This window comes from Streptomyces sp. NPDC005963, assembly GCF_040638655.1.
Lineage (GTDB): Bacteria > Actinomycetota > Actinomycetes > Streptomycetales > Streptomycetaceae > Streptomyces.
Genome location: NZ_JBEXVD010000035.1, coordinates 49,446 through 69,992, shown reverse-complemented (window position 1 = coordinate 69,992; position 20,547 = coordinate 49,446). Strand labels below are relative to the sequence as shown.

General features: G+C 70.5%; 19 protein-coding genes and 1 riboswitch. Of the genes, 13 read left to right on the top strand and 6 right to left on the bottom strand.

Annotation, left to right across the window (positions count from 1 at the left end):
- Window positions 1-190: 190 nt before the first annotated feature.
- A complete protein-coding gene (locus tag ABZ348_RS31560; RefSeq protein WP_358938898.1) occupies window positions 191-1,405 on the bottom strand; it encodes an MFS transporter in 1,215 nt (404 codons plus the stop codon).
- Between the two features lie 93 nt (window positions 1,406-1,498).
- Between ABZ348_RS31560 and ABZ348_RS31555 the strand changes: the two genes are divergently transcribed.
- Complete coding sequence (locus ABZ348_RS31555; protein WP_358938896.1) at window positions 1,499-2,692, top strand: ROK family transcriptional regulator; 1,194 nt, start codon at window positions 1,499-1,501, stop codon at window positions 2,690-2,692.
- 86 nt (window positions 2,693-2,778) lie between these two features.
- Here ABZ348_RS31555 and ABZ348_RS31550 read toward each other — a convergent pair whose 3' ends face one another.
- Window positions 2,779-3,531: an NAD(P)H-binding protein gene (locus tag ABZ348_RS31550; RefSeq protein WP_358938895.1), complete on the bottom strand. Its 753-nt coding sequence runs from the start codon at window positions 3,529-3,531 to the stop codon at window positions 2,779-2,781.
- Between the two features lie 360 nt (window positions 3,532-3,891).
- Window positions 3,892-4,022, top strand: a riboswitch (FMN riboswitch).
- 154 nt (window positions 4,023-4,176) lie between these two features.
- Between ABZ348_RS31550 and ribD the strand changes: the two genes are divergently transcribed.
- The 8 genes from ribD to ABZ348_RS31510 are packed head-to-tail and all read left to right on the top strand — an operon-like array spanning window position 4,177 to window position 10,203.
- The gene (gene ribD / locus ABZ348_RS31545; protein ID WP_358938893.1) at window positions 4,177-5,343 is read left to right on the top strand and encodes a bifunctional diaminohydroxyphosphoribosylaminopyrimidine deaminase/5-amino-6-(5-phosphoribosylamino)uracil reductase RibD; all 1,167 of its coding nucleotides are present in this window, start codon (window positions 4,177-4,179) and stop codon (window positions 5,341-5,343) included.
- A gap of 1 nt (window position 5,344) precedes the next feature.
- A complete protein-coding gene (locus tag ABZ348_RS31540) occupies window positions 5,345-5,953 on the top strand; it encodes a riboflavin synthase (protein ID WP_358938891.1) in 609 nt (202 codons plus the stop codon).
- Window positions 5,950-6,594 (top strand): nicotinamide mononucleotide transporter family protein, encoded by a 645-nt coding sequence (locus ABZ348_RS31535; RefSeq protein ID WP_358938889.1) that lies wholly within the window; start codon window positions 5,950-5,952, stop codon window positions 6,592-6,594. The genes ABZ348_RS31540 and ABZ348_RS31535 overlap by 4 nt, the downstream gene beginning before the upstream one ends.
- Entirely contained in the window at window positions 6,591-7,979 is a 1,389-nt protein-coding gene (locus ABZ348_RS31530; protein WP_358938887.1) for a bifunctional 3,4-dihydroxy-2-butanone-4-phosphate synthase/GTP cyclohydrolase II, read from the top strand. Before ABZ348_RS31535 ends, ABZ348_RS31530 begins: the two co-directional genes overlap by 4 nt.
- Window positions 7,980-8,025: 46 nt before the next feature.
- The gene (gene ribH, locus ABZ348_RS31525; RefSeq protein ID WP_358938885.1) at window positions 8,026-8,511 is read left to right on the top strand and encodes a 6,7-dimethyl-8-ribityllumazine synthase; all 486 of its coding nucleotides are present in this window, start codon (window positions 8,026-8,028) and stop codon (window positions 8,509-8,511) included.
- A gap of 34 nt (window positions 8,512-8,545) precedes the next feature.
- Window positions 8,546-8,818, top strand: coding sequence for a phosphoribosyl-ATP diphosphatase (locus ABZ348_RS31520; RefSeq protein WP_358938883.1), 273 nt, complete (start codon window positions 8,546-8,548; stop codon window positions 8,816-8,818).
- A gap of 59 nt (window positions 8,819-8,877) precedes the next feature.
- Window positions 8,878-9,726, top strand: coding sequence for an ATP phosphoribosyltransferase (gene hisG, locus ABZ348_RS31515; protein ID WP_358938882.1), 849 nt, complete (start codon window positions 8,878-8,880; stop codon window positions 9,724-9,726).
- Window positions 9,727-9,741: 15 nt separating this feature from the next.
- Entirely contained in the window at window positions 9,742-10,203 is a 462-nt protein-coding gene (locus tag ABZ348_RS31510) for a PH domain-containing protein (RefSeq protein ID WP_358938880.1), read from the top strand.
- Between the two features lie 49 nt (window positions 10,204-10,252).
- On the opposite strand, the gene ABZ348_RS31505 is transcribed toward ABZ348_RS31510, so the two are convergent.
- Both ABZ348_RS31505 and ABZ348_RS31500 read right to left on the bottom strand, forming a co-directional pair.
- Entirely contained in the window at window positions 10,253-12,169 is a 1,917-nt protein-coding gene (locus ABZ348_RS31505; RefSeq protein ID WP_358938878.1) for an AAA family ATPase, read from the bottom strand.
- A 368-nt stretch (window positions 12,170-12,537) separates the two neighbouring features.
- Window positions 12,538-13,167 (bottom strand): hypothetical protein, encoded by a 630-nt coding sequence (locus ABZ348_RS31500; RefSeq protein ID WP_358938876.1) that lies wholly within the window; start codon window positions 13,165-13,167, stop codon window positions 12,538-12,540.
- A gap of 173 nt (window positions 13,168-13,340) precedes the next feature.
- On the opposite strand from ABZ348_RS31500, the gene ABZ348_RS31495 reads away from it, so the two are divergent.
- The gene (locus tag ABZ348_RS31495; protein WP_358938874.1) at window positions 13,341-14,705 is read left to right on the top strand and encodes a peptidase C39 family protein; all 1,365 of its coding nucleotides are present in this window, start codon (window positions 13,341-13,343) and stop codon (window positions 14,703-14,705) included.
- 316 nt (window positions 14,706-15,021) lie between these two features.
- Window positions 15,022-15,162 carry an SCO1431 family membrane protein gene (locus ABZ348_RS31490; RefSeq protein ID WP_358938872.1) on the top strand — a complete coding sequence of 47 codons (141 nt, stop codon included), beginning with the start codon at window positions 15,022-15,024 and terminating at the stop codon, window positions 15,160-15,162.
- Window positions 15,163-15,200: 38 nt separating this feature from the next.
- On the opposite strand, the gene ABZ348_RS31485 is transcribed toward ABZ348_RS31490, so the two are convergent.
- Both ABZ348_RS31485 and ABZ348_RS31480 read right to left on the bottom strand, forming a co-directional pair.
- Window positions 15,201-15,920, bottom strand: coding sequence for a response regulator transcription factor (locus tag ABZ348_RS31485; RefSeq protein ID WP_358938870.1), 720 nt, complete (start codon window positions 15,918-15,920; stop codon window positions 15,201-15,203).
- Window positions 15,917-17,197 carry a histidine kinase gene (locus ABZ348_RS31480; RefSeq protein ID WP_358938869.1) on the bottom strand — a complete coding sequence of 427 codons (1,281 nt, stop codon included), beginning with the start codon at window positions 17,195-17,197 and terminating at the stop codon, window positions 15,917-15,919. Before ABZ348_RS31480 ends, ABZ348_RS31485 begins: the two co-directional genes overlap by 4 nt.
- Before the next feature lie 232 nt (window positions 17,198-17,429).
- Here ABZ348_RS31480 and ABZ348_RS31475 point away from each other — a divergent pair, with 232 nt between their 5' ends.
- Window positions 17,430-18,122, top strand: a complete 693-nt coding sequence (locus ABZ348_RS31475; RefSeq protein ID WP_358938867.1) for an ABC transporter ATP-binding protein — start codon at window positions 17,430-17,432, stop codon at window positions 18,120-18,122.
- Window positions 18,119-20,485, top strand: a complete 2,367-nt coding sequence (locus tag ABZ348_RS31470) for an FtsX-like permease family protein (RefSeq protein WP_358938865.1) — start codon at window positions 18,119-18,121, stop codon at window positions 20,483-20,485. Before ABZ348_RS31475 ends, ABZ348_RS31470 begins: the two co-directional genes overlap by 4 nt.
- Window positions 20,486-20,547 lie beyond the last annotated feature (62 nt).

The window sequence follows — 20,547 nt, the reverse complement described above, 5'->3', positions numbered from 1 at the left end:
AGCCGACGTGCTGTTCGCAATGCTCCGCGACGGCACCTTCTACGACCCCCAACCCACCCCCACAGGTTGACGAAACCCATAGGGGCACCCCCCCGGGCGGCGCAGTGAAGGGGGATCGGCGCTTCGCCCCTCCGCCGCACCTGCCACCGGACTGCCACCGGTTCACGCCGGAGTGCTGCGTACGATCCCGTTACGGTCGGCTGCCCGACCGCAGTGCGTCCCCCGGTTCCTTCACGCGGTCGCCCGCCCGCGGTCCGAGCACTCGCGCGCCCACCACAAGCCCGCAGGCCAGTGCCGTCACCAGCCCGAAGGAGAACACCAGACTGGTCACGTCCGCGACCGCCCCGATCGCCGACGGGGCGATCAGCCCCGAGGTGTAGGTGATGGTGGCGACGCCCGCGATGGCCTGACTGGGGTTGGGGCCGCTGCGCCCCGCCGCCGCGAAGGCGAGGGGGACGACCACGGCGATGCCCAGGCCGATGCACGCGAACCCCGCCATCGCGGTGTAGGGGTCGGGTGCCAGGACCACCAGCAACCCGCCGAGTACGGCCACGATTCCGCTCCACCGGACGGTGCGGACCGGCCCGAAGCGGTCGACGACCCGGTCTCCGGCGAGCCGGGCGACCGCCATCGTCAGGGCGAAGGCCGTGGTGGACGCCGCGGCGAGCCCGGCCGACGTGTGCAGTTCGTCCCTGAGGTAGACCGCGGACCAGTCGAGGCTGGCTCCTTCGGCGAACACCGCGCAGAACGCGACCAGACCGTAGACCAGCGCTGATTTCGGCGGCAGCGCGAAGCGGGGCGGCGGCTCCTCGTCGGGCGTGCCGCGCACGTCGAGCACGCGCTCGGCTGCGGTCACCCCGATGACGGTCAGGACCAGCGCCGCGATCGTGTGATGGACCCGGGCGTCGACGTCCAGATGGGCGGCGAACGTCCCTCCCACCGAACCGATCAGTGCGCCCGCGCTCCACATGCCGTGCAGGCTCGACATGATCGAGCGGCCCACCTCCCTTTCGGTCTCCACCCCGATCGCGTTCATCGCCACGTCCGACATGCCCGCCGCGTTGCCCATCAGGAAGAGGGCGCCGCAGAGGGTCAACATTCCCGGGGCGAGCGAGGGCAGGGTCAGGGAGAGCGTCCACAGGGCGAGGAGCGCGCTCAGCGCCTGACGGGCACCGAAGCGGTGCATGATCCTGCCCGCCAGCGGCATCGTCAGGGATGCGCCGAGCGCGGGGAAGGCGAGGGCGAGCCCGAGTTGGCCCGCGCTGATCGCCGTGTGGTCCTGGATCCATGGAATGCGCGTGGCGAAACTTCCGGTCACTGCGCCGTGCGCACAGAACGTCACCGCGATGGCGTACCGGGCCCGTTTCACCCGCTGACGTGCTCGTGCTGCCGCGTAGGTGGTCATGACGAGGTCCCTCCCCGTTGAAGGTGTTGGCGTAAATTATCAGGAAGCCTGCCTGTTAAATAGTGCTCGGGTCAATCTGAAAAGATTGGGCCCATGCCCGCATCTCCGAGCACCGCCCGGGCCATCAACGACCGGGTGGCGCTAAAGCTGCTCCAGCGTGAAGGTCCGTTGACGGCAGGTCAGTTGAAGACCAGGACCGGACTCTCGCGCCCGTCCGTAGCGGATCTCGTCGAGCGGCTCCAACGCTCCGGCCTGATCCAGGTCGTGGGCGAGTCGGGAGCCGAGCGCCGCGGGCCCAACGCCCGGCTGTACGGGCTCGTCGCCGATCGGGCCCATCTCGCGGCCCTCGACATCCGCACCCAGAGCATCGCCGTGGTGGTCGCAGACCTCCTCGGGGCCACGCTCGCAGAGGCTTCCATGCCCATGGACGGCGGTATCGACACCGAGCCGGCGGTGGAGCGTGCCGCGGCCCTGCTGGAGCGCACCGTGCGCGAAGCGGGTGCCGACCGGCTGCACAGCGTCTGCGTCGGCATGCCCGGACTGATCGATCCGACCACGGGGGAGTTGCGCAACACCTCGGGGCTGCCGCGTTGGCACCGACAGTTGGTGGCCGCCCTGCACGAGAGGTTGCCGGCGAGGATCGTCCTGGAGAACGAGACGAATCTGGCGGGAGTCGCCGAACAGCGCGCCGGAGCCGGCCGTGACCACGACACCTTCGTCTTCCTCTGGCTCGGCGACGGCGTCGGCGCCGCACTCTTCCTCGACGGCGAACTGCGCCGGGGCGTATCGGGTGGAGCGGGCGAGATCGGCTTCCTCCCCGTTCCCGGTACACGCGGACTGCCCTCCGCCACGGACTGCGGCGGCGGATTCCACTCGCTGGGGGGCTCCACCGCCGTGGTCGCCCTCGCGGAGGAGCGGGGCATCGACACCGCCGCCATCTTGGGGGACAAGGTGTTCGAGCCGCGGGGGTCCGCTGCTGCCGCGTTGGTCACCGAGGCCCTGGCGGCCGGACGGGACGAGTTCCTCGACGCGCTCGCCCATCGGCTCGCCCTCGGCGCCGCGTCGGTGGTTTCCATCCTGGACCCGGGATTCCTCGTGCTCGGCGGGGAAGTCGGACTGGCCGGGGGCGCGGAACTCGCCTCCCTCGTCGAGAGCCGGTTGGCGGGGCTCACTCCGCTGCCCACCCAAGTGCGTCCGGGGGAGTTGGGCGGGACGGCGGTCCTCCGCGGGGCGTTGATCACCGCCCGGGACGTGGCGCAGGACGAACTCTTCGGCCCCGGCGGCTGACTCCGTCCGGGGCGATTCGCCGGTCAGTCGCCCCTTCGCATCCGCTGTGCCTTCTTGGGCCCGTTCCTTGAGCGGGAGATGGTCCGCTACCCCGCTCCACGCTGGAGGAACTCGGCGAACGTCACCTTTCCCACCGACTGCTCCGGGGCCAGATGGCCACCTGCCCTGAACCCGGCGTAGGCGCGCCCGGCCAGTCGTACCGGGAGGACCGTGCGTCGGCGGTGCGTGGTGGACAGATAGAGCTCGGCCAGGTCCCGGAGGAAGCGGACCTCCGGTCCGCCCATGTCCTGTGCCCGCCCCATCGGCGGCCCCACGGCGAGGTCCGCCAACCGCTGCGCCACCTCCTGCACCTCGATGGGCTGCACGCTGACGCCCGCCGGTACCGCCAGCACCGGGAGCCGAGCCGCCCCCGCCAGCAGGCGCAGCACCAGATCGTGGAACTGGGTGGTTCGCAGCACGGTCCAGCCGAGGTCGGGACGGGTGCGTCCGGCTTCTTCGATCAGTTGCTCCACCCGGCGCTTCACGCGGTAATAGCCGAGGGGCACACGGTCCACGCCGACGATGGAGATGTAGACGAGATGAGGTACGCCGGCCTCCCGGGCGGCTTTGAGGAGGTGTGTCGCCGCCTGGTCGTCACCGCCGCGCGGGGTCGAAGCGCAGTGGACGATCGCGTCCACGCCGTCGACCGCCCGGTCGAGGCCGGTGCCCTCCCGTAGATCCACGGGGTACTCGGGGGAGCGTCGGCTGAGCGCCCGGACGTCCTGCCCGCCGCGGCGCAGCCGCTCGCAGACCTCTCTGCCCAGGGTGCCGGTTCCGCCCGTCACCAGGATCGTGGCCATGCGTCCAGCGTGACAGACGTCACATGGGGAGCGCGAACGGGCGTGCGGAGGGGCCGGGCCCGCTGCCGGTTTCGGGGGGCGTGGTCATGCGCCCCGGATGATGGAAGCCCGACGGCGGCAAGGGCCGGGACTCCGCCGCCGAGCGTCCACTACCCCGCGCGCGTGCGGAGGTGCCGCCGACATTAAATGGACTAGACCATAGGGGTCAATAGGTCGGGATCGAGCCGCCGGCGACCGAGGTTAAGCGGAGGTGTGGCTACCGCTACTGCGTTTGTCAAGAGCTCGCTGTGAGTCACCGCACAACTCGTCACCTGTCTGGTCCACGGGCCCTCATGGCACACTGGCCTTGTTATCAGCAGCAAGCGCACTCCGGGGTCGGTGAAATTCCGAACCGGCGGTTATAGTCCGCGACCCGTCCACTGCCAGTGGCCGGCTGACCAGGTGGAATTCCTGGACCGACGGTTAAAGTCCGGATGGGAGGCAGTGCGCGGCGGGTGGTCCCCTGGGGTCTGCCGGCCGTCATCGGCTGATCGCCACACCGGCGATCGGCGCATTCGGCGGTCCGGCGTGCACCAGAGTTCGACGTCCCGCTCCCTGTCGTCATGACAGGCCCCGGAGTCCATGCCCGAAAGGCAGGAGGACCCGGTGGCAACCGCAGCCGACACCACCGCCATGCAGCGCGCGATCGCACTCGCCGCCCGCGGACTCGGCTCCACCAGCCCCAATCCGACCGTCGGATGCGTGATCGTCGACGCCTCGGGCCGGACCGTCGGTGAGGGCCACCACCAGCGCGCCGGCGGCCCGCACGCGGAGATCCACGCCCTGCGCGAAGCCGTAGGCCGCTCCCGTGGTGCCACCGCCTACGTCACCCTCGAACCCTGCAACCACACCGGTCGCACCGGCCCCTGTGCAGCCGCGCTGGTCGAAGCGGGGGTCAGCCGCGTCGTCTATGCGGTCGCCGACCCGAACCCCCGGGCCACGGGCGGAGCCGACACCCTGCGCGCCGCTGGAGTGCGGGTGGAGTCCGGCCTGCTGGCCGCCGAGGCCGCAGCGGGCAACACCGCGTGGCTCACCTCGGAGCGCACCGGCCGCCCCCACGTCAGTTGGAAGTACGCGGCCACCCTCGACGGTCGGATCGCGGCCCGGGACCGCAGCAGCCGTTGGATCACCTCGTCCGAGTCCCGCGCGGACGTCCATCGGCTGCGCGCCGAAGCGGACGCCGTCATCGTCGGCTCCGGCACGGCACGCGCCGACGACCCCCACCTCGCCGTACGGGGGATACCCGGTGCCGTACAGCCGCTGAGGGTCGTCGTCGACACGGAAGGCACGGCGGTACGGCCCGGGGCGCGGGTCCTCGACGATGCCGCGCCCACCCTGATCGCGGTCGCCGAAGACGCCGTCAGCGACCTTGAAAACCGCACTGAGCGTACTGACCGTACTGACTGCTCCGACCGTACTGACCGCTCTGGCGGGACTGGTCGATCTGACCGCACCGAAATCCTCAGATTGCCCAGGGCCGACCGCGGACTGTCAGTGCCCGCGCTCCTCGACGCCCTGTACGAGCGCGGAGTCCGCTCCGTACTCCTCGAAGGCGGCCCCACCCTCGCCGGCGCGTTCGCCGCGGCGGGTGCCATCGACAAGGTCATCGGCTATCTGGCCCCCGTACTCCTCGGCGCGGGCCCGAGCGCCCTCGCCGACGCAGGAATCACCACGATCGCCCAGGCGTTGCGGCTCGACATGACCGAGACCCGACGCATCGGGCCTGATCTGCGCATCACCGCCGTCCCCGCCACCGCCCCCAAGGAGAGCTGAAGTGTTCACCGGAATCGTCGAAGAACTGGGTGAGGTCACCGCCGTCGAGAACCTCGGCGACTCCTCCCGCTTCCGACTGCGCGGACCCCTGGTCACCGAGGGCGCACGGCACGGCGACTCGATCGCCGTCAACGGCGTCTGCCTCACCGTGGTCGAGACCGGCGACGGCGAGTTCACGGCCGATGTGATGGCCGAGACCCTCAAGCGATCCAGCCTGGGGGCACTGTCCACGGGAGCCCGGGTCAATCTGGAGCGTCCCACGGCCGTCGGCGGGCGCCTCGGCGGACACATCGTCCAGGGCCACGTCGACGGCGTGGGCACGGTCGCCGAGCGGACCCCATCGGAGAACTGGGAGGTCGTCAAAATCTCCCTCCCCGATGGCCTCGCCCGCTACATCGTGGAGAAGGGGTCGATCACCGTCGACGGCGTCAGCCTCACCGTCGTCGAGGCCGGCGCGGACTTCTTCACCGTCAGCCTGATCCCGACCACGCTCGCCCTGACGACGCTCGGCGTGAAGCAGCCCGGTGACCCGGTCAACCTGGAGGTCGACGTCATCGCCAAGTACGTCGAGCGCCTGCTCGACGCCCGGACGGGAGACATCGGCCGATGAGCGCCCTGTCCTGGCTGAACTCCGAAGCCTTCAGCGCCTTCGGACAGGCCATCAAATGGTCCGACATGGTCGGGAACACCATGGGACTGATCGCGCTCGCCCTCGGCTGGCGCCGGTCGATCTGGACCTGGCCCGCACAACTCCTGTCCGGCGTCATCCTGATCGCCGCCTATGCCTCCGCCCAGCTCACCGGGGGAGTCGGCAAGCAGTTCCTGGTGATCGTCGTCGCACTGTGGGGTTGGCGCCAGTGGACCCGTGGACGGCAGCACGCCCAGGACGGCTCCATCGCCATCAGGTTCGCCACCGCGAAGGAACGCGGACTCCTCGCCGGTGGGGCGGTCCTCGGGACCCTCGCCGTCGGCGGTCTGTTCACCCTGTACCCCTCGCTGTCCTGGAGCCCGTGGGCCGACGCGTACATCTTCGTCGGGACGCTCGTCGCGATGGTCGCCCAGGCGCGCGGGCTGGTCGAGTTCTGGTTCGCCTGGCTGCTCGTCGACCTCGTCGGCGTCCCCCTGGCCTTCAGCAGCGGCCTCGCCTTCTCCGGCCTGGTCTACGTGGTCTACTTCGCGCTGGTCCTGTGGGGACTGCGTGACTGGTGGCTGCGCTCCCGCACTCCGGTTCTGGAAGGAGCCCCGGCATGACCTCCCGTCCACTGCCCGCGCCCGTACCGTCCCCCTCGACCCGCGCTGCGCCCGCGTTCCCCGGCGCCGCGATCGCTCCCGTACCGACGGGTCCCGACCGGCTCCCCGACGGCCGGCTCCCTGGCGACCGGGGGAACGAGTTCGAACTGGACGACGTGGAGCAGGCCATCCGCGACATCGCCGCGGGCCGTCCGATCGTGGTCGTCGACGACGAGGACCGCGAGAACGAGGGAGACCTCGTCATCGCCGCGGAGAAGGCCACCCCCGAGATCGTCGCCTTCATGATGAGCGAGTGCCGAGGGCTGATCTGCGCCCCCATGGAGAGCGACGAACTCGACCGGCTCGAACTGCCCCAGATGGTCGAGCGGAACACCGAGTCCCTCCAGACCGCCTTCACGGTCTCCGTCGATGCCGCACCCACCTACGGCATCAGCACCGGCATCTCCGCCGCCGACCGCGCCACCACGTTGCGCCTGCTGGCGAGCGGAAACGCCGAGCCCGACGACTTCGTCCGCCCGGGGCACGTCTTCCCGCTGCGGGCCCGACCCGGTGGCGTTCTCACCCGCAACGGCCACACCGAAGCCGCCGTCGATCTCGCCCGCCTCGCCGGGCTGCGGCCCGCCGGAGCGATCGTGGAGATCGCCGGCGAGGACGGCGCCATGCTCCGCCTGCCCGAACTGATCCCCTTCGCCCGTAAGCACGGACTGACGATCATCTCCATCGAGGCCCTGATCGCCTACCGCCGCGCCGCCGAACCCCTGGTCGTCCGGGAAGCGGAGGTGGACCTCCCCACCGCCTTCGGCCGCTTCACCGCCTTCGGCTACCGCTCCCGCACGGACGGCGTCGAACACGTCGCCCTCGTCCACGGTGAGATCGGCGACGGCGAAGACCTGCTGGTGAGGGTGCACTCCGAGTGCCTGACCGGCGATGTGTTCCACTCCCTGCGCTGCGACTGCGGTCCCCAACTCCAGGCGTCCATGGAACACATCGCCAGCGTCGGCAGGGGCGTCGTCGTCTATCTCCGTGGGCACGAGGGCCGCGGCATCGGTCTGATGTCCAAGCTCCGCGCCTACGAACTCCAAGAACGCGGACGGGACACCCTCGACGCCAACCTGGAACTGGGACTGCCCGCCGATGCGCGCGACTACGCCGCAGGCGCCCAGATCCTCGTCGACCTCGGCGTCCGCAGCCTGCGACTGATGACGAACAACCCCGACAAGATCACGGCGCTGGTCGACCACGGACTCGTCGTCCACGGCCGGGAGACCATGCCCGTCCACGCCGGTGAGCACAACCTTCGCTATCTGCGCACCAAGCGTGACCGGATGGGGCACGATCTGCCCTGGCTGGACGCGCCCGTCGCACCCGCCTGCGGCAACCAGTGACCATCGCCCCAGTCCACCAACCCCGTACCAGTCCCCAAGGAGAAGTGTGAGCGGCCACGGCGCACCCGAACTGTCCGTACGCAACTGCCAAGACCTCCGCGTCGCCGTCATCGCGGCCCAGTGGCACGAAAAGATCATGGACGGTCTTGTCGACGGGGCCCTGCGCGCCCTCGGTGAACTGGGCATCGACGAACCCACCCTGCTCAGGGTCCCCGGCAGTTTCGAACTCCCCGTCGTCGCCAAGGTGCTCGCGGGCCGCGGCTACGACGCCATCGTCGCGCTCGGCGTCGTCATCCGCGGCGGTACACCGCACTTCGAGTACGTCTGCCAGGGCGTCACCCAGGGGCTCACCCAGGTCGCCGTGGACACCGGAGTGCCCATCGGATTCGGCGTGCTGACCTGTGACACCGAGCAGCAGGCACTGGACCGTGCGGGCATCGAGGGATCGAGCGAGGACAAGGGCCACGAGGCCGTCACCGCGGCCGTCGCGACCGCCGCCACATTGCGCACGGTCAGCGAACCCTGGCGCTGAGCAGTCGCCCCGGACCCCGTACCCTGAGACCATCATGGCGAACAAAACCTTCGAAGAACTCTTCGTCGAGCTCCAGCTCAAGGCGGAGAACGGCGATCCCGCCACCTCCCGTACCGCCGAGCTCCTGGACAAGGGCGTCCATGCCATCGGCAAGAAGGTCGTCGAGGAGGCCGCCGAAGTCTGGATGGCCGCCGAGTACGAGGGCAAGGAAGCCGCCGCCGAGGAGATCTCCCAGCTGCTCTACCACGTCCAGGTGATGATGGTGGCGCGCGGGATCAGCCTCGACGACGTCTACGCCCACCTCTGAGCCCCAGACCCTTCCCGTACCAGCCCACATCCCGCACCTCACGTAAGGAAGCCGACCTCATGCTGCGCATCGCCGTCCCCAACAAGGGTTCACTGTCCGGACCTGCGATGGCGATGCTCCATGAGGCCGGCTACCAGCAGCGCAAGGAGTCCAAGGAACTGGTGCTCGTGGACCCCGAGAACCAGGTGGAGTTCTTCTACCTGCGCCCCCGGGACATCGCGATCTACGTCAGTTCCGGCCGGCTCGACATCGGGATCACCGGCCGTGACCTGCTGCTCGACTCGGACGCCAACGCGGAGGAGATCCTCCAACTCGGATTCGCCCGCTCCACCTTCCGCTACGCCACCAAGCCCGGCACGGCGGGCGGCGTGGCCGACTTCGGCGGGATGACCATCGCCACCTCGTACGAGGGGATCGTCGCCAAGCACCTCGCGGACAGCGGTGTCGACGCCTCCGTCGTCCACCTCGACGGTGCGGTCGAGACCGCGATCGAACTCGGCGTCGCCCAGATCATCGCCGATGTCGTCGAAACCGGTACATCGCTGCGCAACGCCGGTCTTGAGGTGATCGGCGATCCGATCATGACCTCCGAAGCCGTGGTGATCCGACGCACCGGCGCCGACGCCGAGGACGGCAAGGTGCAGCAGTTCCTCCGGCGCCTCCAGGGCGTCCTGGTGGCCCGAAGCTACGTGATGATGGACTACGACTGTCGGGTCGAGCACCTGGAACAGGCCGTCGCCCTCACTCCCGGCCTCGAATCCCCCACGATCTCCCCCCTGCACCACGAGGGATGGGTCGCCGTACGCTCGATGGTCGCGGCCAAGGAAGCCCAGCGCATCATGGACGACCTCTACGACCTGGGCGCCCGAGCCATCCTCACCACCGCCATCCACGCCTGCCGGCTCTGAGAGAACCCCGACACCATGTCCACCCCCCCTGCGCAGCAGCCCCCCGCACTCCCGGTCACCTTCCGCCCCACCCACACCCGTGTCGTCCTGCTGACCGTCGGTGCGGTGATGTTCCTCGTGATCACCGCCGTGGCCGTGACGCTGGAGCGGCTGAGCACCGGCGAGCGCATCAGCTTCGTCTTCACCGCACTGCTGTTCCTCGGCGGACTGTGGCTGCTCAGCCGCCCCAAGGTCGTCGCCGAGGAGAGCGGTGTCACGATCGTCAACATCACCCGGGTGCGCCGACTGGAGTGGGCGGAGATCCTCCGGGTGAACCTCCGACCGGGTGACCCCTGGGTCTTCCTCGACCTCAGCGACGGCACCAGCCTGCCGGTCCTCGGCATCCAGCCGGGCATCGCCCGGCAGCGCGCGATCACCGACGCCCGCGCGCTGCGCGCCCTCGCGGACGCCCACTCGGGCACCTCCGCCGCGCAGTAGTCGCCGTGTGCGAGAGCGCCCGCCCGTCCGAACGCGGTGGGCGGGCGCCTCACCCCAGCGGAGGGTCCTGCGGTCCGCGCCGCAGGGGACCGCGCCCCGAGAGCACTTCTCCGTACGCCTGCATCAGATCGGGCAGCCGCAAGGTGGCGAGGTCCTCACGGGTGGGCGTGCCGGGGTAGCCCGACAGCCGCAGGTCCCGGTAGGCGCAACTCTTCTCGTACAGCGTGCGAAGGAAGCGGCCGTTGCCCAACTCGTCGATCCAGCTCTGGTCCACGACGTGGCCGCTGATGGAACGCAGTTCGTCCACGGCCTCCTCGTCCCACATGTCCCCGTTCTCCGCGGCGAGCACCTCTCCGATCGCCGTCAGTTCCAGGGGCCGGTACGACGGGAAGTCGACCCGCGTGGTGAAGCGGGAGGACAACCCCGGGTTGGTGGCCAACAGCCGGTCCATCCCTTCCGGGTAGCCCGCGAGGATCACCACCAGATGGTCCCGGTTGTCCTCGGCGCGCTTCAACAGGACCTGCAACGCCTCGTCGCCGTACGCGTCCCCCTTGGAGTAGGCCGTGTTGGAGAGGCTGTACGCCTCGTCGACGAAGAGCACACCGCCGAGCGCGGAGTCGATCAACTCATTGGCCTTGACCGAGGTCTGCCCGAGGAATTCGCCCACCAGGTCGGAGCGCTGGGCCTCGACCAGATGGTCACCACCGAGCAGACCGAGCGCGTAGAACACCCGGCCCAGGATGCGGGCGACGGTGGTCTTGCCCGTGCCGGAGGGGCCGGAGAAGATGAAATGACGCTTCGGTGGCTGCACCGGGAGTCCTTGCCCGGCCCTGAGCCGCGCCATCTCCAACTGGGCTGACAAGGCTTTGACCTGCCGCTTCACCGGATCCAGACCCACCATCCGCTCCAACTCGGACAGGGCCTGGGCGAGCAGCGCAGGATCGGTGGGGCCCGCGGGGAACTGGGGCGGGGTCGGTTGCGGTGGTACGACGGCCCGCTGGCGGATCGCATCCGACACGGGCGCCGACGGCACGGCGCCGGGCAGTTGGGTCTGGGGGTCGGTGCCCAGTGCGCCGTCGATCGTCCCGGGCTCGCCCTCCGCCACCTCGATGGTGTCCTGCCCGAATCCCGCGAAGGAGACCGCCAGTCCGGCGGGCTCCTCGGGGTCGTGGACACCGTCGAAGCCGTCGAGGCTCCCGAGCCCGTCGAGTTCGGAGATGGCCGCGAGCCGGGCGGACGTGTCCATGAAGGCGGGATCGATGCGGTGGACCGCCCGGTACAGGGGGAGCGCGGCGGCGCTGCGCCCGGCGCCTTCCCGCGCCCGGGCCAGCCAGTACCGCAGTTCCTTGCGCTGGGGCTGTTCGCTGCGGCAGCGCATCAGAGCGGTGGCGAGCAGCGGTTCGGCCTGTCGGTACATCTCCAGCCGCACCCGGGCCATCCCGCCGAACAGCCCGGCCTCGATGCCGAGGAGCGGATCGTTGACGAGGGGTTCGGTGTGGCGCACCAACTGTTCCCAGTCCTTGACCAGGTAGGAGCGGCAGGCGTGGAGGAAGCGCACCTGGGTGTCGGTGTCGATGGGCGGCAGCCCGGCCAGCGCCCGGTCCAACTCGGGGACGTGCCGGCCGTCGAGCCAGTGCGATGCATGGGCCAGCAGCAGGTCCCGGGGGCTCTCCAACACGGGCTGGACCCACCAGCCCAACCAGTACCAGGAGTTAAGGGTGCGACTGTGCCGGGAGCGCTGCTCGCCGAAGCGGTCCCGGGCGCGGTACATCCGCAAGAGGGCGGTCGTGGTGTCCACGCGCAGTGCATGGAGTCCGAGCCAACCGTCGGCCATTTGGGGGTCGAGTCGCACAGCGGTGCGGAACTCCTCCTCCGCTTGGGGGTAGGCCCCCATGGTGTACGCGTCGACGCCACGCACCCAGGCAAGGTCGGCCGGGACCGGTGCGCCCTGTGTGCCGATGTCCATCAGTCCCCCACAAAGAGCACCTGCGATGCTGGTGATCCCCCGCCTGGTGGGCGACGCGGGAAACGTTCTGAACCGCCTTGCCGCGGACGGGAATTGACCCACCGCAGAGCATCGTACCCGCGTGAGCAGGCCAAGCTTAAGGGTGTCCTGAAGTGATCCGGATCCTGGTGACCCAGAGTGATAGTTGCCGGTCGAAGCGGTGCGCGCGACGGGCAGAACGAAGCCCCCGGTCACGGGGGAACAACCGGGGGCTTCGAGTCCTGGGCGACTGAAAAGCCGCACATTGAGAACGTAAGACCTGTTGGCCCGGTCGGTCAAGCAGAGTTCAGACAGTCTTCCGGCAGATTTCCGACCGGCCGGTAGGGCGATTAGCTCCGATTACTCAGTGTGATGAAACGATTCAGTTCTGAGGTGATATCGGGTCCGGGAAGCACCGCATACCCCTCGGGTCGCTCCTGCACCAGTCCAGCGGCGTACGGGCGGGACGGGTCGGCCGAGAAGTGCCCTCTCTCCGCCGCCGTCCAGCCGTCCCAGAACGCGGTGAGTGCCTCTCCGTCCCGCTGTCGCCCCCGCTGCCAGGAACTCGATGCGTCCCGGTCCATCCAGAACAGACCGGCCAGATGGGGTCGTAGGGCACGCCTGCCGGCTCCGACGCCCTCGATCAGGACGACGGGTGCGGCGGCCAGGCGCCGCGGTCGGGTGAAGCGTCGTGCATCCCAGTCGTACGGTGCGTAGTGCGCCGGGCGGCCCTCGGACAGGGGTGCGATCACCTGGGCGAGCATCCGATCAGTCCAGGCGAAGGGCTCGGCATGGCTGGCGAGGTCGTCCAGATGGAGGACGGGAACCGGCTCGGACTCCGAGCCGAGCGCCGCCGCCAACCGGCCCGCGAACGTGCTCTTGCCCGAGCCTGCGTGCCCGTCGACCGACACCAGTCGCACCGGTCCGCAGGAGGGGGCGAGGGCGCGCACCCCGGTGGCCAGCAGTGGGAGATCGTGCATCGGATCAGCCTAGGAGACGTCGCGGACGGACCGCGTCCTCGCCCCCTGCGGTCGGCACCGGTTCACATTGGTCACGGGACGCGAGGGTCGATGCTGGAATTTTCCGCCCGTGACCGGCCATAGTGGCCTCCGCGTATCCATGCACATGCCACGCACCTCAACCTGGGGAACCCATGGCCAGAGCGACCTCGCGCCGAACCCTCCTGAGCGCCGCCGTCGCGGTGGCGGCGGGAGCGGGGACGCTGTCCGCCGCCGCACCCGCGCTACCGCACCCACCGGGCGCCGCGGGCGCGGACCCATCGCGGGACCGTCAGGTGGACCACCGGTTCTGGACCTCCTTCCTGGACTGGCGCCGAGGAGCAGCCGCCGGAGTCCGGACCGTCCCCGGTCGGCGGCCGGCCGTCGCCATCGCCCGGCCGGTGGGAGTCGTGGACCACACCGATCCGCACACCGGACGCACCGAGACCTGGGAGTACGCGACGTGGACCTCGCCCCTCCACCGCTGCCGCGTGCCCGCGACCGAAGTGATCCCCTCCTGGAACGCGGACACTCCGCCCGGCACCTGGCTCCAGGTCGAACTGCTCGCCGCCCACTCGGACTCCACCGAGTCCCCCTGGTTGGTGATGGGCCGTTGGGCGGCTGACGACGGAGACGTCCGGCGCGCCTCGGTGGACGGACAGACGGACGGAAAGGCATCGGTCTGGACGGACACCCTGGCCGTCGACGATCCGGCGAGCGGACGGTGGATCGAGGGGTACCGGCTGCGGCTGACCCTCTACCGGCGGCCCGGTACCCGTGCGACGCCCACAGTGTGGCGACTCGGTGCGATGGCCTCGGCGATCCCCGACCGATTCACCGTGCCCGCCGCACCCCCGCGGCACGCCCGGGAACTGGCGGTGCCGCGCTACTCGCAGAACACCCACATCGGCCGCTACCCGCAGTACGACAACGGGGGAGAGGCCTGGTGCAGCCCCACCTCGTCGCAGATGGTCATCGAGTTCTGGGGACACCGCCCCACCGCGCAGCAACTGGCCTGGGTCCGTCCCGACCTCGACGATCCCCAGATCTGCCACGCAGCCCGGTTCACCTTCGATCACCAGTACGAGGGCTGCGGCAACTGGGCGTTCAACGCCGCCTACGCGGCGACCTACCGCGAGATGAACGCCGTCGTCACCCGGCTCTCCTCACTCACCGATCTGGAACGCCTCATCGGCGCCGGGATCCCGGTCATCACCTCGCAGTCCTTCCTCGCGGACGAACTCACGGGTGCGGGCTACGGCACCGCCGGCCATCTGATGGCGGTGGTCGGGTTCACCCCCGACGGAGACGTGATCGCCCATGATCCGGCCGCCCCCGACAACGAGGCCGTGCGCCGGGTCTACCGCCGCCGCGAGTTCGAGAACGTGTGGCTGCGCACCAAGCGGTACGACGCCAAGGGGAAGGTGACCTCGGGGACGGGCGGTGTCTGCTACCTCTACTGGCCGCAGCGCGCGAGTGCGGGACAGCGACGGGTCCTGCACTCGCTCGGGGTGCGCTGACCGCCCGGGGGAGCCGTTGCTCCTCGCCGAGCCGTTGGCGGGCGCTCGCAGGCATCCTCCGGGCGATGGTTCCGCAGGCCGGTCCCGTGTTCGTGGACGTGGCGTGCGGCACAGCGACGTCCCGTGGTCCTGGCTCAAGGCGCGAGCCCGCCCTTGTGGCGCACGGAGTCGGATGGCCCGCGGCGCTAGCGGTCCGAGAGCGCTCGCGGGCAGGGTGATCTGCGTCTCTACCATCCGGTCGGCGGCGCTGGCACTGTGGTCGGGTCACCGTGCCCGTCGTGGCCGACGCGCACCCCGCCGACCGAGCGAGACGCCCATGAACACCTACGCCAGCGAGACCCGTGCCCGTACCCGCACCGGTGGACCCGACGACGGCTCCCGCGTGCTGGAACACGTCGTCGGATGGACCCTGGTCGTCGTCCTGGCGATGCTCGTCACCCAGCTCGGCCTGCTCTAGGGCCCATCGCAAGATCCGAAAGAGCGATCCCAGGTCCGCTAGGTCAGGGAGTGGCCGTCGCTCCCCGGTGAGCGGGGCCGGGCACCGTCCCCCGGGGCGATCAGACCGGTCTCGTACGCCAGGATCACGGCCTGCACGCGGTCGCGCAGGTCCAGCTTCGACAGGATGCGGCCGATATGCGTCTTGACCGTCGTCGGACTCAGGAACAGCCGCTCGGCTAGTTCGGCGTTGCTGAGGCCCGTCGCGAGCAGGCGGAGCACTTCGAGCTCGCGCGGGGTCAGTCCCGACAGGTCCCGGCGCACGATGGCGGGGCTCGCTTCGTCACGCTCGGCGAACCGCTCGATCAGTCGACGGGTGATCGTCGGTGCGAGCAGCGCATCGCCGGACTGCACCATGCGCACGGCGGCCACCAACTGCTCCGGGCTGACGTCCTTGAGGAGAAAGCCGCTGGCACCTGCGGTGATCGCCGCGTACACGTAGTGATCGAGGTCGTAGGTGGTCAAGATGATGACGCGGGTGTCGTTGTGGTCGCCGTTCGCGACGATGCGGCGCGTCGCTTCGATGCCGTCCATCTGCGGCATCCGGATGTCCATGAGGACGACGTCCGGCCGGGTGCGCCGGACCGCGGCGAGGGCCTCGGCGCCGTCCGCCGCCTCCGCCGCCACCTCGATGCCGTCGGCGGCGAGGATCATTCCGAAACCCGTGCGCACCAGCGCCTGATCATCGGCGATGACGGCCCTCAAGGGCTGCCGGTTCACACGGTCCTCCGGGGGACTCGCGCCGTGATCCGATAGCCCCCGGCGAGGGTCGGCCCGGCCGTCAGTTCGCCCCGGTAGACGGCCAGCCGCTCGCGCAGTCCGATCAGCCCGCGCCCATTGCCGCCCACCGGCCCGGTGGCCCGCACACCACCGGTGTCCGTGACCTCGATCTCCAGACAGGTCTCGGTGTGACCGATCAGGATGGCGGCGGTGGCGCCCGGCGCGTGCTTGATGGTGTTGGTCAGCGCCTCCTGGACGACGCGGTACGCCGTGAGGTCTACCCCGGGCGGCAGCGGGTCCGGCGGCAGCGACACCGCGATGTGCACCGGCGTTCCCGCGGCTCGCACCCGCTCCACCAGGGCGTCGAGCCGTTCGAGTCCGGGTTGCGGCTCAAGGCCGTCCGGGCGTTCGTTGTCCGGGGCGGCCAACAGGCCCATCACCTGGCGCAGTTCGGCCATCGCGGCCCGCCCGCCGGCCTCCACCACGAGCAGTGCTTCCTTCGACCGCTCGGGCGCCACGTCCATCACCTTGCGCGCCGCACCCGCCTGGATCACCATCACGCTCACATGGTGGGTGACCACGTCGTGCAGTTCGGCGGCGATCCGCGAGCGTTCCTCCTCGACGGCTCGGCGCATGGCCTCGTCCTGGTCCCGTTGCAACCGGGCGTACCGTTCCCGTCCCGCTGCCAACTGCCGCCGCCAGATCCGGATCAGGCTCGCCGACACCCCGGCGATCAGGAGGACGACGGCGGGGCTCGACCAGCCCGGAAGGATCGGTTCGGTCTCGCGGAACGCAAAGCCCGCCAGCACCGCGGCGACACCCAGCCCGACCATCGCCCCCGTCCGATAGCGGCTGTGGACGACCGCGCCGTAGGCGCCGATCACACAGGTCACCACGGTCATCCAGGTGGCTTGCTCGTCCAGGGCCAGCGTCGCGCACATCACCACGGCGAACGCGGCCAGCGGATACCGACGCCGGGCGGCCAGCGGCAGCGCCGACAGCACGACGAGCGGCCAGAGCGACGCAGGACGCTCGACCTCCGGTACGTGGACGCCCGGGGGAGGGATCGGCGGCAGCGGATACGGGGCGTCCTGCTTGATGTTGACCGGTCCGCTGCCGGGATAGCGCGCCGCCACGATCACGGCGATGACGGTCAGGACGACGGCCAGCACCACATCGGCACGGATCGCCGTGCGCGAGAGCGGCGCGGCCCTCGCCTCCGGGCGCAACGCCGTGCGCAACTGTCGACGCCATTCGTGTCGGTCCGCTGTGCCCACCGGCTCATTGTGCGGCCCGCCCGTCCCGCCCGCATCAGCCTGCGCGAGGGGGGAACTGCCCGCGAGACGTACGTCGCTGGGATGACCCCGCGGCCAAGTCCTCCGCGGGAAGGGCCTGATGTCGGTGCCGCGGCCGATTCGCCGGCAGACCTCCCACACCTACGTTCACCGGGACCAGCAGGAGTCCTGCGAAGAAACAGCAACGAACGCCCACGAGGGGACGGACACTCCCATGACCCAGGTGATCGAACTGGAGGCCGTCGCCAAGCGGTACGACAGCAGCGGCGCACCCGCGCTCGGATCGCTGACGCTCACCGTCGAACAGGGCGAGGCACTGGCCGTGACCGGCCCTTCCGGCAGTGGAAAGTCCACGCTGCTGAACCTCGTCGCCGGCCTGGACAAGCCCACCGAGGGCACGGTGACCGTGGCCGGGAACCGGATCGACCGGCTGAGCGAGCACGCCCTGGCACGGTTTCGCCGCGAGCAGATCGGCATGGTCTTCCAGTTCTTCAATCTGCTCGACGACCTCACCGTCGCCGACAACATCCAGTTGCCCGCCCAACTGACCGGGACCCCGCGGCGGAAGGCCGCGGCCCGTGCCGGTGAGCTGATGGAGTTGCTGGGCATCGGCAAGCACGCCCGCGCCTACCCAGGCCGGTTGTCAGGCGGTGAGCGCCAGCGGGTCGCGGTGGCCCGCGCGCTGGTCAACCGGCCCGCGCTGCTCCTCGCCGACGAACCGACCGGCGCGCTCGACACCGCATCGGGCCACGACGTACGGGAGCTGCTGTTGGAGTTGCACCGCGGCGGGCAGACCATCGTGCTGGTCACCCACGATCCGGCACTGGCGGAGGCGTGCGCGAGCCGCACGATCCATCTGGTCGACGGTCACCTCGCGCTGGACAGCCGGGCGGAGGTCGTTCGATGAGCCGTCGGGGTACCGGTGCGCTCGGTCGGGTCGTCCGCTCCGGAGTGGGCCGACGGCGGGTGCAGACGGCCGTCATCGCGCTGGCCACCATGATGGCCGTGGCCTCGGCGGTGGTCGCCGGGTCGCTCATCGTCGCCGCGGACGCACCGTTCGACCACGCCTTCACCCAGCTGCGCGGCGCGCACATCACCGCGCGATTCGATCCCGCCCGGGCGAGCGCCGCGCAGCTCAAGGACACCGGACGGGTGGCCGGAGTGACCGCGAGCGCCGGGCCGTTCCCGGCCCTGAGCATCAGCCCGGTGGATCCGAACGGTGGGCATCTCCAGGGGGTGACCCTGGTCGGACGGCCCGCCCCGAGGAGCGATGTGGACGATCTGGACCTGAAGTCCGGCCGATGGCCGACGAAGGCGGGCGAGATGGTGCTCGCCGCATCCTTCTCCGGCCCCTCCCTCGCGATCGGCACCACGCTCCAGTCCTCCCAGGCCGCGGACAGCTGGCCCTTGACGGTCGTGGGCTTCGCCGTGTCGGCCACCGAGACCGCCACCGCCTGGACGACCCCCGCACAGGCCGAAGCGCTGGCGTCGAAGGCGAGTCCGGTCACCAGCCAGATGCTCTACCGCCTCGACGCCGCGGGAACGAAGGGGCAGATCTCTGCCGTTCGGGCGAGGCTCGCCGCCACGGTGCCGTCCGGGGCGCTCGTGGGCACCGAGTCCTGGTTGGACGCCAAACGGGCCGCCGATCGAGGCGCGGCACCGACCATCCCGTTCCTCATCGCGTTCGGTGTCCTCGGCATCGTGATGTCGGTGATCATCGTCGGCAGTGTGATCAGCGGCGCGGTCGGCACCGGTCTTCGCCGCATCGGCATCCTCAAGGCCATCGGTTTCACCCCGAGCGAGGTCGTACGGGCGTATGTCGCCCAGGCGCTCGTCCCCGCAGGGGTGGGCATCGCGCTGGGGGTCGTCCTCGGCAACCTCCTGGCGCTGCCGCTGCTGTCGAGCACCGAGTCGGTGTACGGCACCGCCTCGCTCTCGGTCGCCTGGTGGGTGGATCTCGTGGTGCCGGCCGTGGCACTGGTCGTCGTCGGGATCGCGGCGCTGGTGCCCGCACTGCGGGCCGGGAGACTGCGTACGGTGGAGGCCATCGCGGTCGGCCGGGCACCGCGTACCGGGCGCGGCCGGTGGGCCCACCGGGCAGCGGGCCGACTGCCGCTGCCACGACCGGTGACGTACGGCCTCGCCAGCCCCTTCGCCCATCCGGTCCGTGCACTCGCGATGCTGCTCGCGGTGGCCTTCGGCACGGTCGCGGCGACGTTCGCACTGGGGTTGACCGCGTCCTTGAACGCGGTCGGCGAAGCCCAGGACCCCGAGGATCGCGCCGCCGTCACCGCCATCGGCGGAGGGCCGATCACCAACCCCGAACCGGGCCCAGGGGGCAACGGCTCCGAGCGCCCGTCCGCCGACCCGGCCCTGGTGCGCGCCGCCATCGAGGCACAGCCGGGCACCGCCGCGTACTACGGGAGGACCCAGGGGGACACCACCGTGCCCGGAATCGCAGGTCGGGTGCGAGCCACCCTCTACCAGGGCGATGCGCGTGCCGGGAGCTACGCGATGATCTCCGGACACTGGCTCACGGGTGCCGGCCAGGTCGTGGTGCCCTCGCGCTTCCTGGAGAAGTCGGGCGCCGAGATCGGTGACTCGATACGGGTGACCCTCCTGGACCACACCGCCACGCTGCGGATCGTCGGCGAGGCGTTCGACACCTCGGACAGATGGGAGATCCATGCGGACATCGCAGACTTCCCCATGGCCGAGCCCGGAGTCTTCCTCATCGAACTGAAGCCTGGCGTCGACGCTGCCGAGTACGCCGAGAGGCTCGGCGCCACGGTGCAGCCGCTCGGCGGTGCCGTCGTGGTCAACTCCGCTTCCCGAGGGGACAACACGGTCATGCTGCTGGGGACAATGGCGGTGCTGCTCACCCTGATGCTGGTCTCCGTCGCGGGACTCGGCGTGCTCAACTCCGTCGTCCTCGACACCCGCGAACGCGTTCACGACCTGGGCGTCTGCAAGGCGCTCGGGATGTCGCCGCGGCAGACGGTGAGCCTGGTGCTCGCCTCGGTAGCGGCGATCGGCATGCTCGGCGGGCTGATCGGCGTGCCAGCGGGGTTCGCGCTGCACGGCTTCGTGCTGCCGGTGATGGGGCGCGCGGTGGGCACCGCACTGCCGCCGTCGGTCGTGGAGGTGTACGACGCTCCGGAGCTCGTCCTGTTGGGACTGGGCGGGCTCGTGATCGCCGTCCTGGGCGCGCTGGTCCCGGGGGGTTGGGCGGCCAGGGTCCGAACGGCCACCGCACTGCGTACGGAGTGATCCTCGGCCGATGCCCGGCCGGGTCACCTCTCCGGGGGTACGGAATCCGGCCGGGGCGGCAG

Excerpts from the sequence above, each read along its gene's own strand:
- ABZ348_RS31560 (WP_358938898.1), bottom strand. The coding sequence starts at position 1,405 with ATGACCACCTACGCGGCAGCACGAGCACGTCAGCGGGTGAAACGGGCC.
- ABZ348_RS31490 (WP_358938872.1), top strand. The coding sequence starts at position 15,022 with ATGAACACCTACGCCAGCGAGACCCGTGCCCGTACCCGCACCGGTGGA.
- hisG (WP_358938882.1), top strand. The coding sequence starts at position 8,878 with ATGCTGCGCATCGCCGTCCCCAACAAGGGTTCACTGTCCGGACCTGCG.
- ABZ348_RS31510 (WP_358938880.1), top strand. The coding sequence starts at position 9,742 with ATGTCCACCCCCCCTGCGCAGCAGCCCCCCGCACTCCCGGTCACCTTC.
- ABZ348_RS31530 (WP_358938887.1), top strand. The coding sequence starts at position 6,591 with ATGACCTCCCGTCCACTGCCCGCGCCCGTACCGTCCCCCTCGACCCGC.
- ABZ348_RS31505 (WP_358938878.1), bottom strand. The coding sequence starts at position 12,169 with ATGGACATCGGCACACAGGGCGCACCGGTCCCGGCCGACCTTGCCTGG.
- ABZ348_RS31555 (WP_358938896.1), top strand. The coding sequence starts at position 1,499 with ATGCCCGCATCTCCGAGCACCGCCCGGGCCATCAACGACCGGGTGGCG.
- ABZ348_RS31520 (WP_358938883.1), top strand. The coding sequence starts at position 8,546 with ATGGCGAACAAAACCTTCGAAGAACTCTTCGTCGAGCTCCAGCTCAAG.
- ABZ348_RS31535 (WP_358938889.1), top strand. The coding sequence starts at position 5,950 with ATGAGCGCCCTGTCCTGGCTGAACTCCGAAGCCTTCAGCGCCTTCGGA.
- ABZ348_RS31500 (WP_358938876.1), bottom strand. The coding sequence starts at position 13,167 with ATGCACGATCTCCCACTGCTGGCCACCGGGGTGCGCGCCCTCGCCCCC.
- ABZ348_RS31550 (WP_358938895.1), bottom strand. The coding sequence starts at position 3,531 with ATGGCCACGATCCTGGTGACGGGCGGAACCGGCACCCTGGGCAGAGAG.
- ABZ348_RS31475 (WP_358938867.1), top strand. The coding sequence starts at position 17,430 with ATGACCCAGGTGATCGAACTGGAGGCCGTCGCCAAGCGGTACGACAGC.
- ABZ348_RS31470 (WP_358938865.1), top strand. The coding sequence starts at position 18,119 with ATGAGCCGTCGGGGTACCGGTGCGCTCGGTCGGGTCGTCCGCTCCGGA.
- ABZ348_RS31495 (WP_358938874.1), top strand. The coding sequence starts at position 13,341 with ATGGCCAGAGCGACCTCGCGCCGAACCCTCCTGAGCGCCGCCGTCGCG.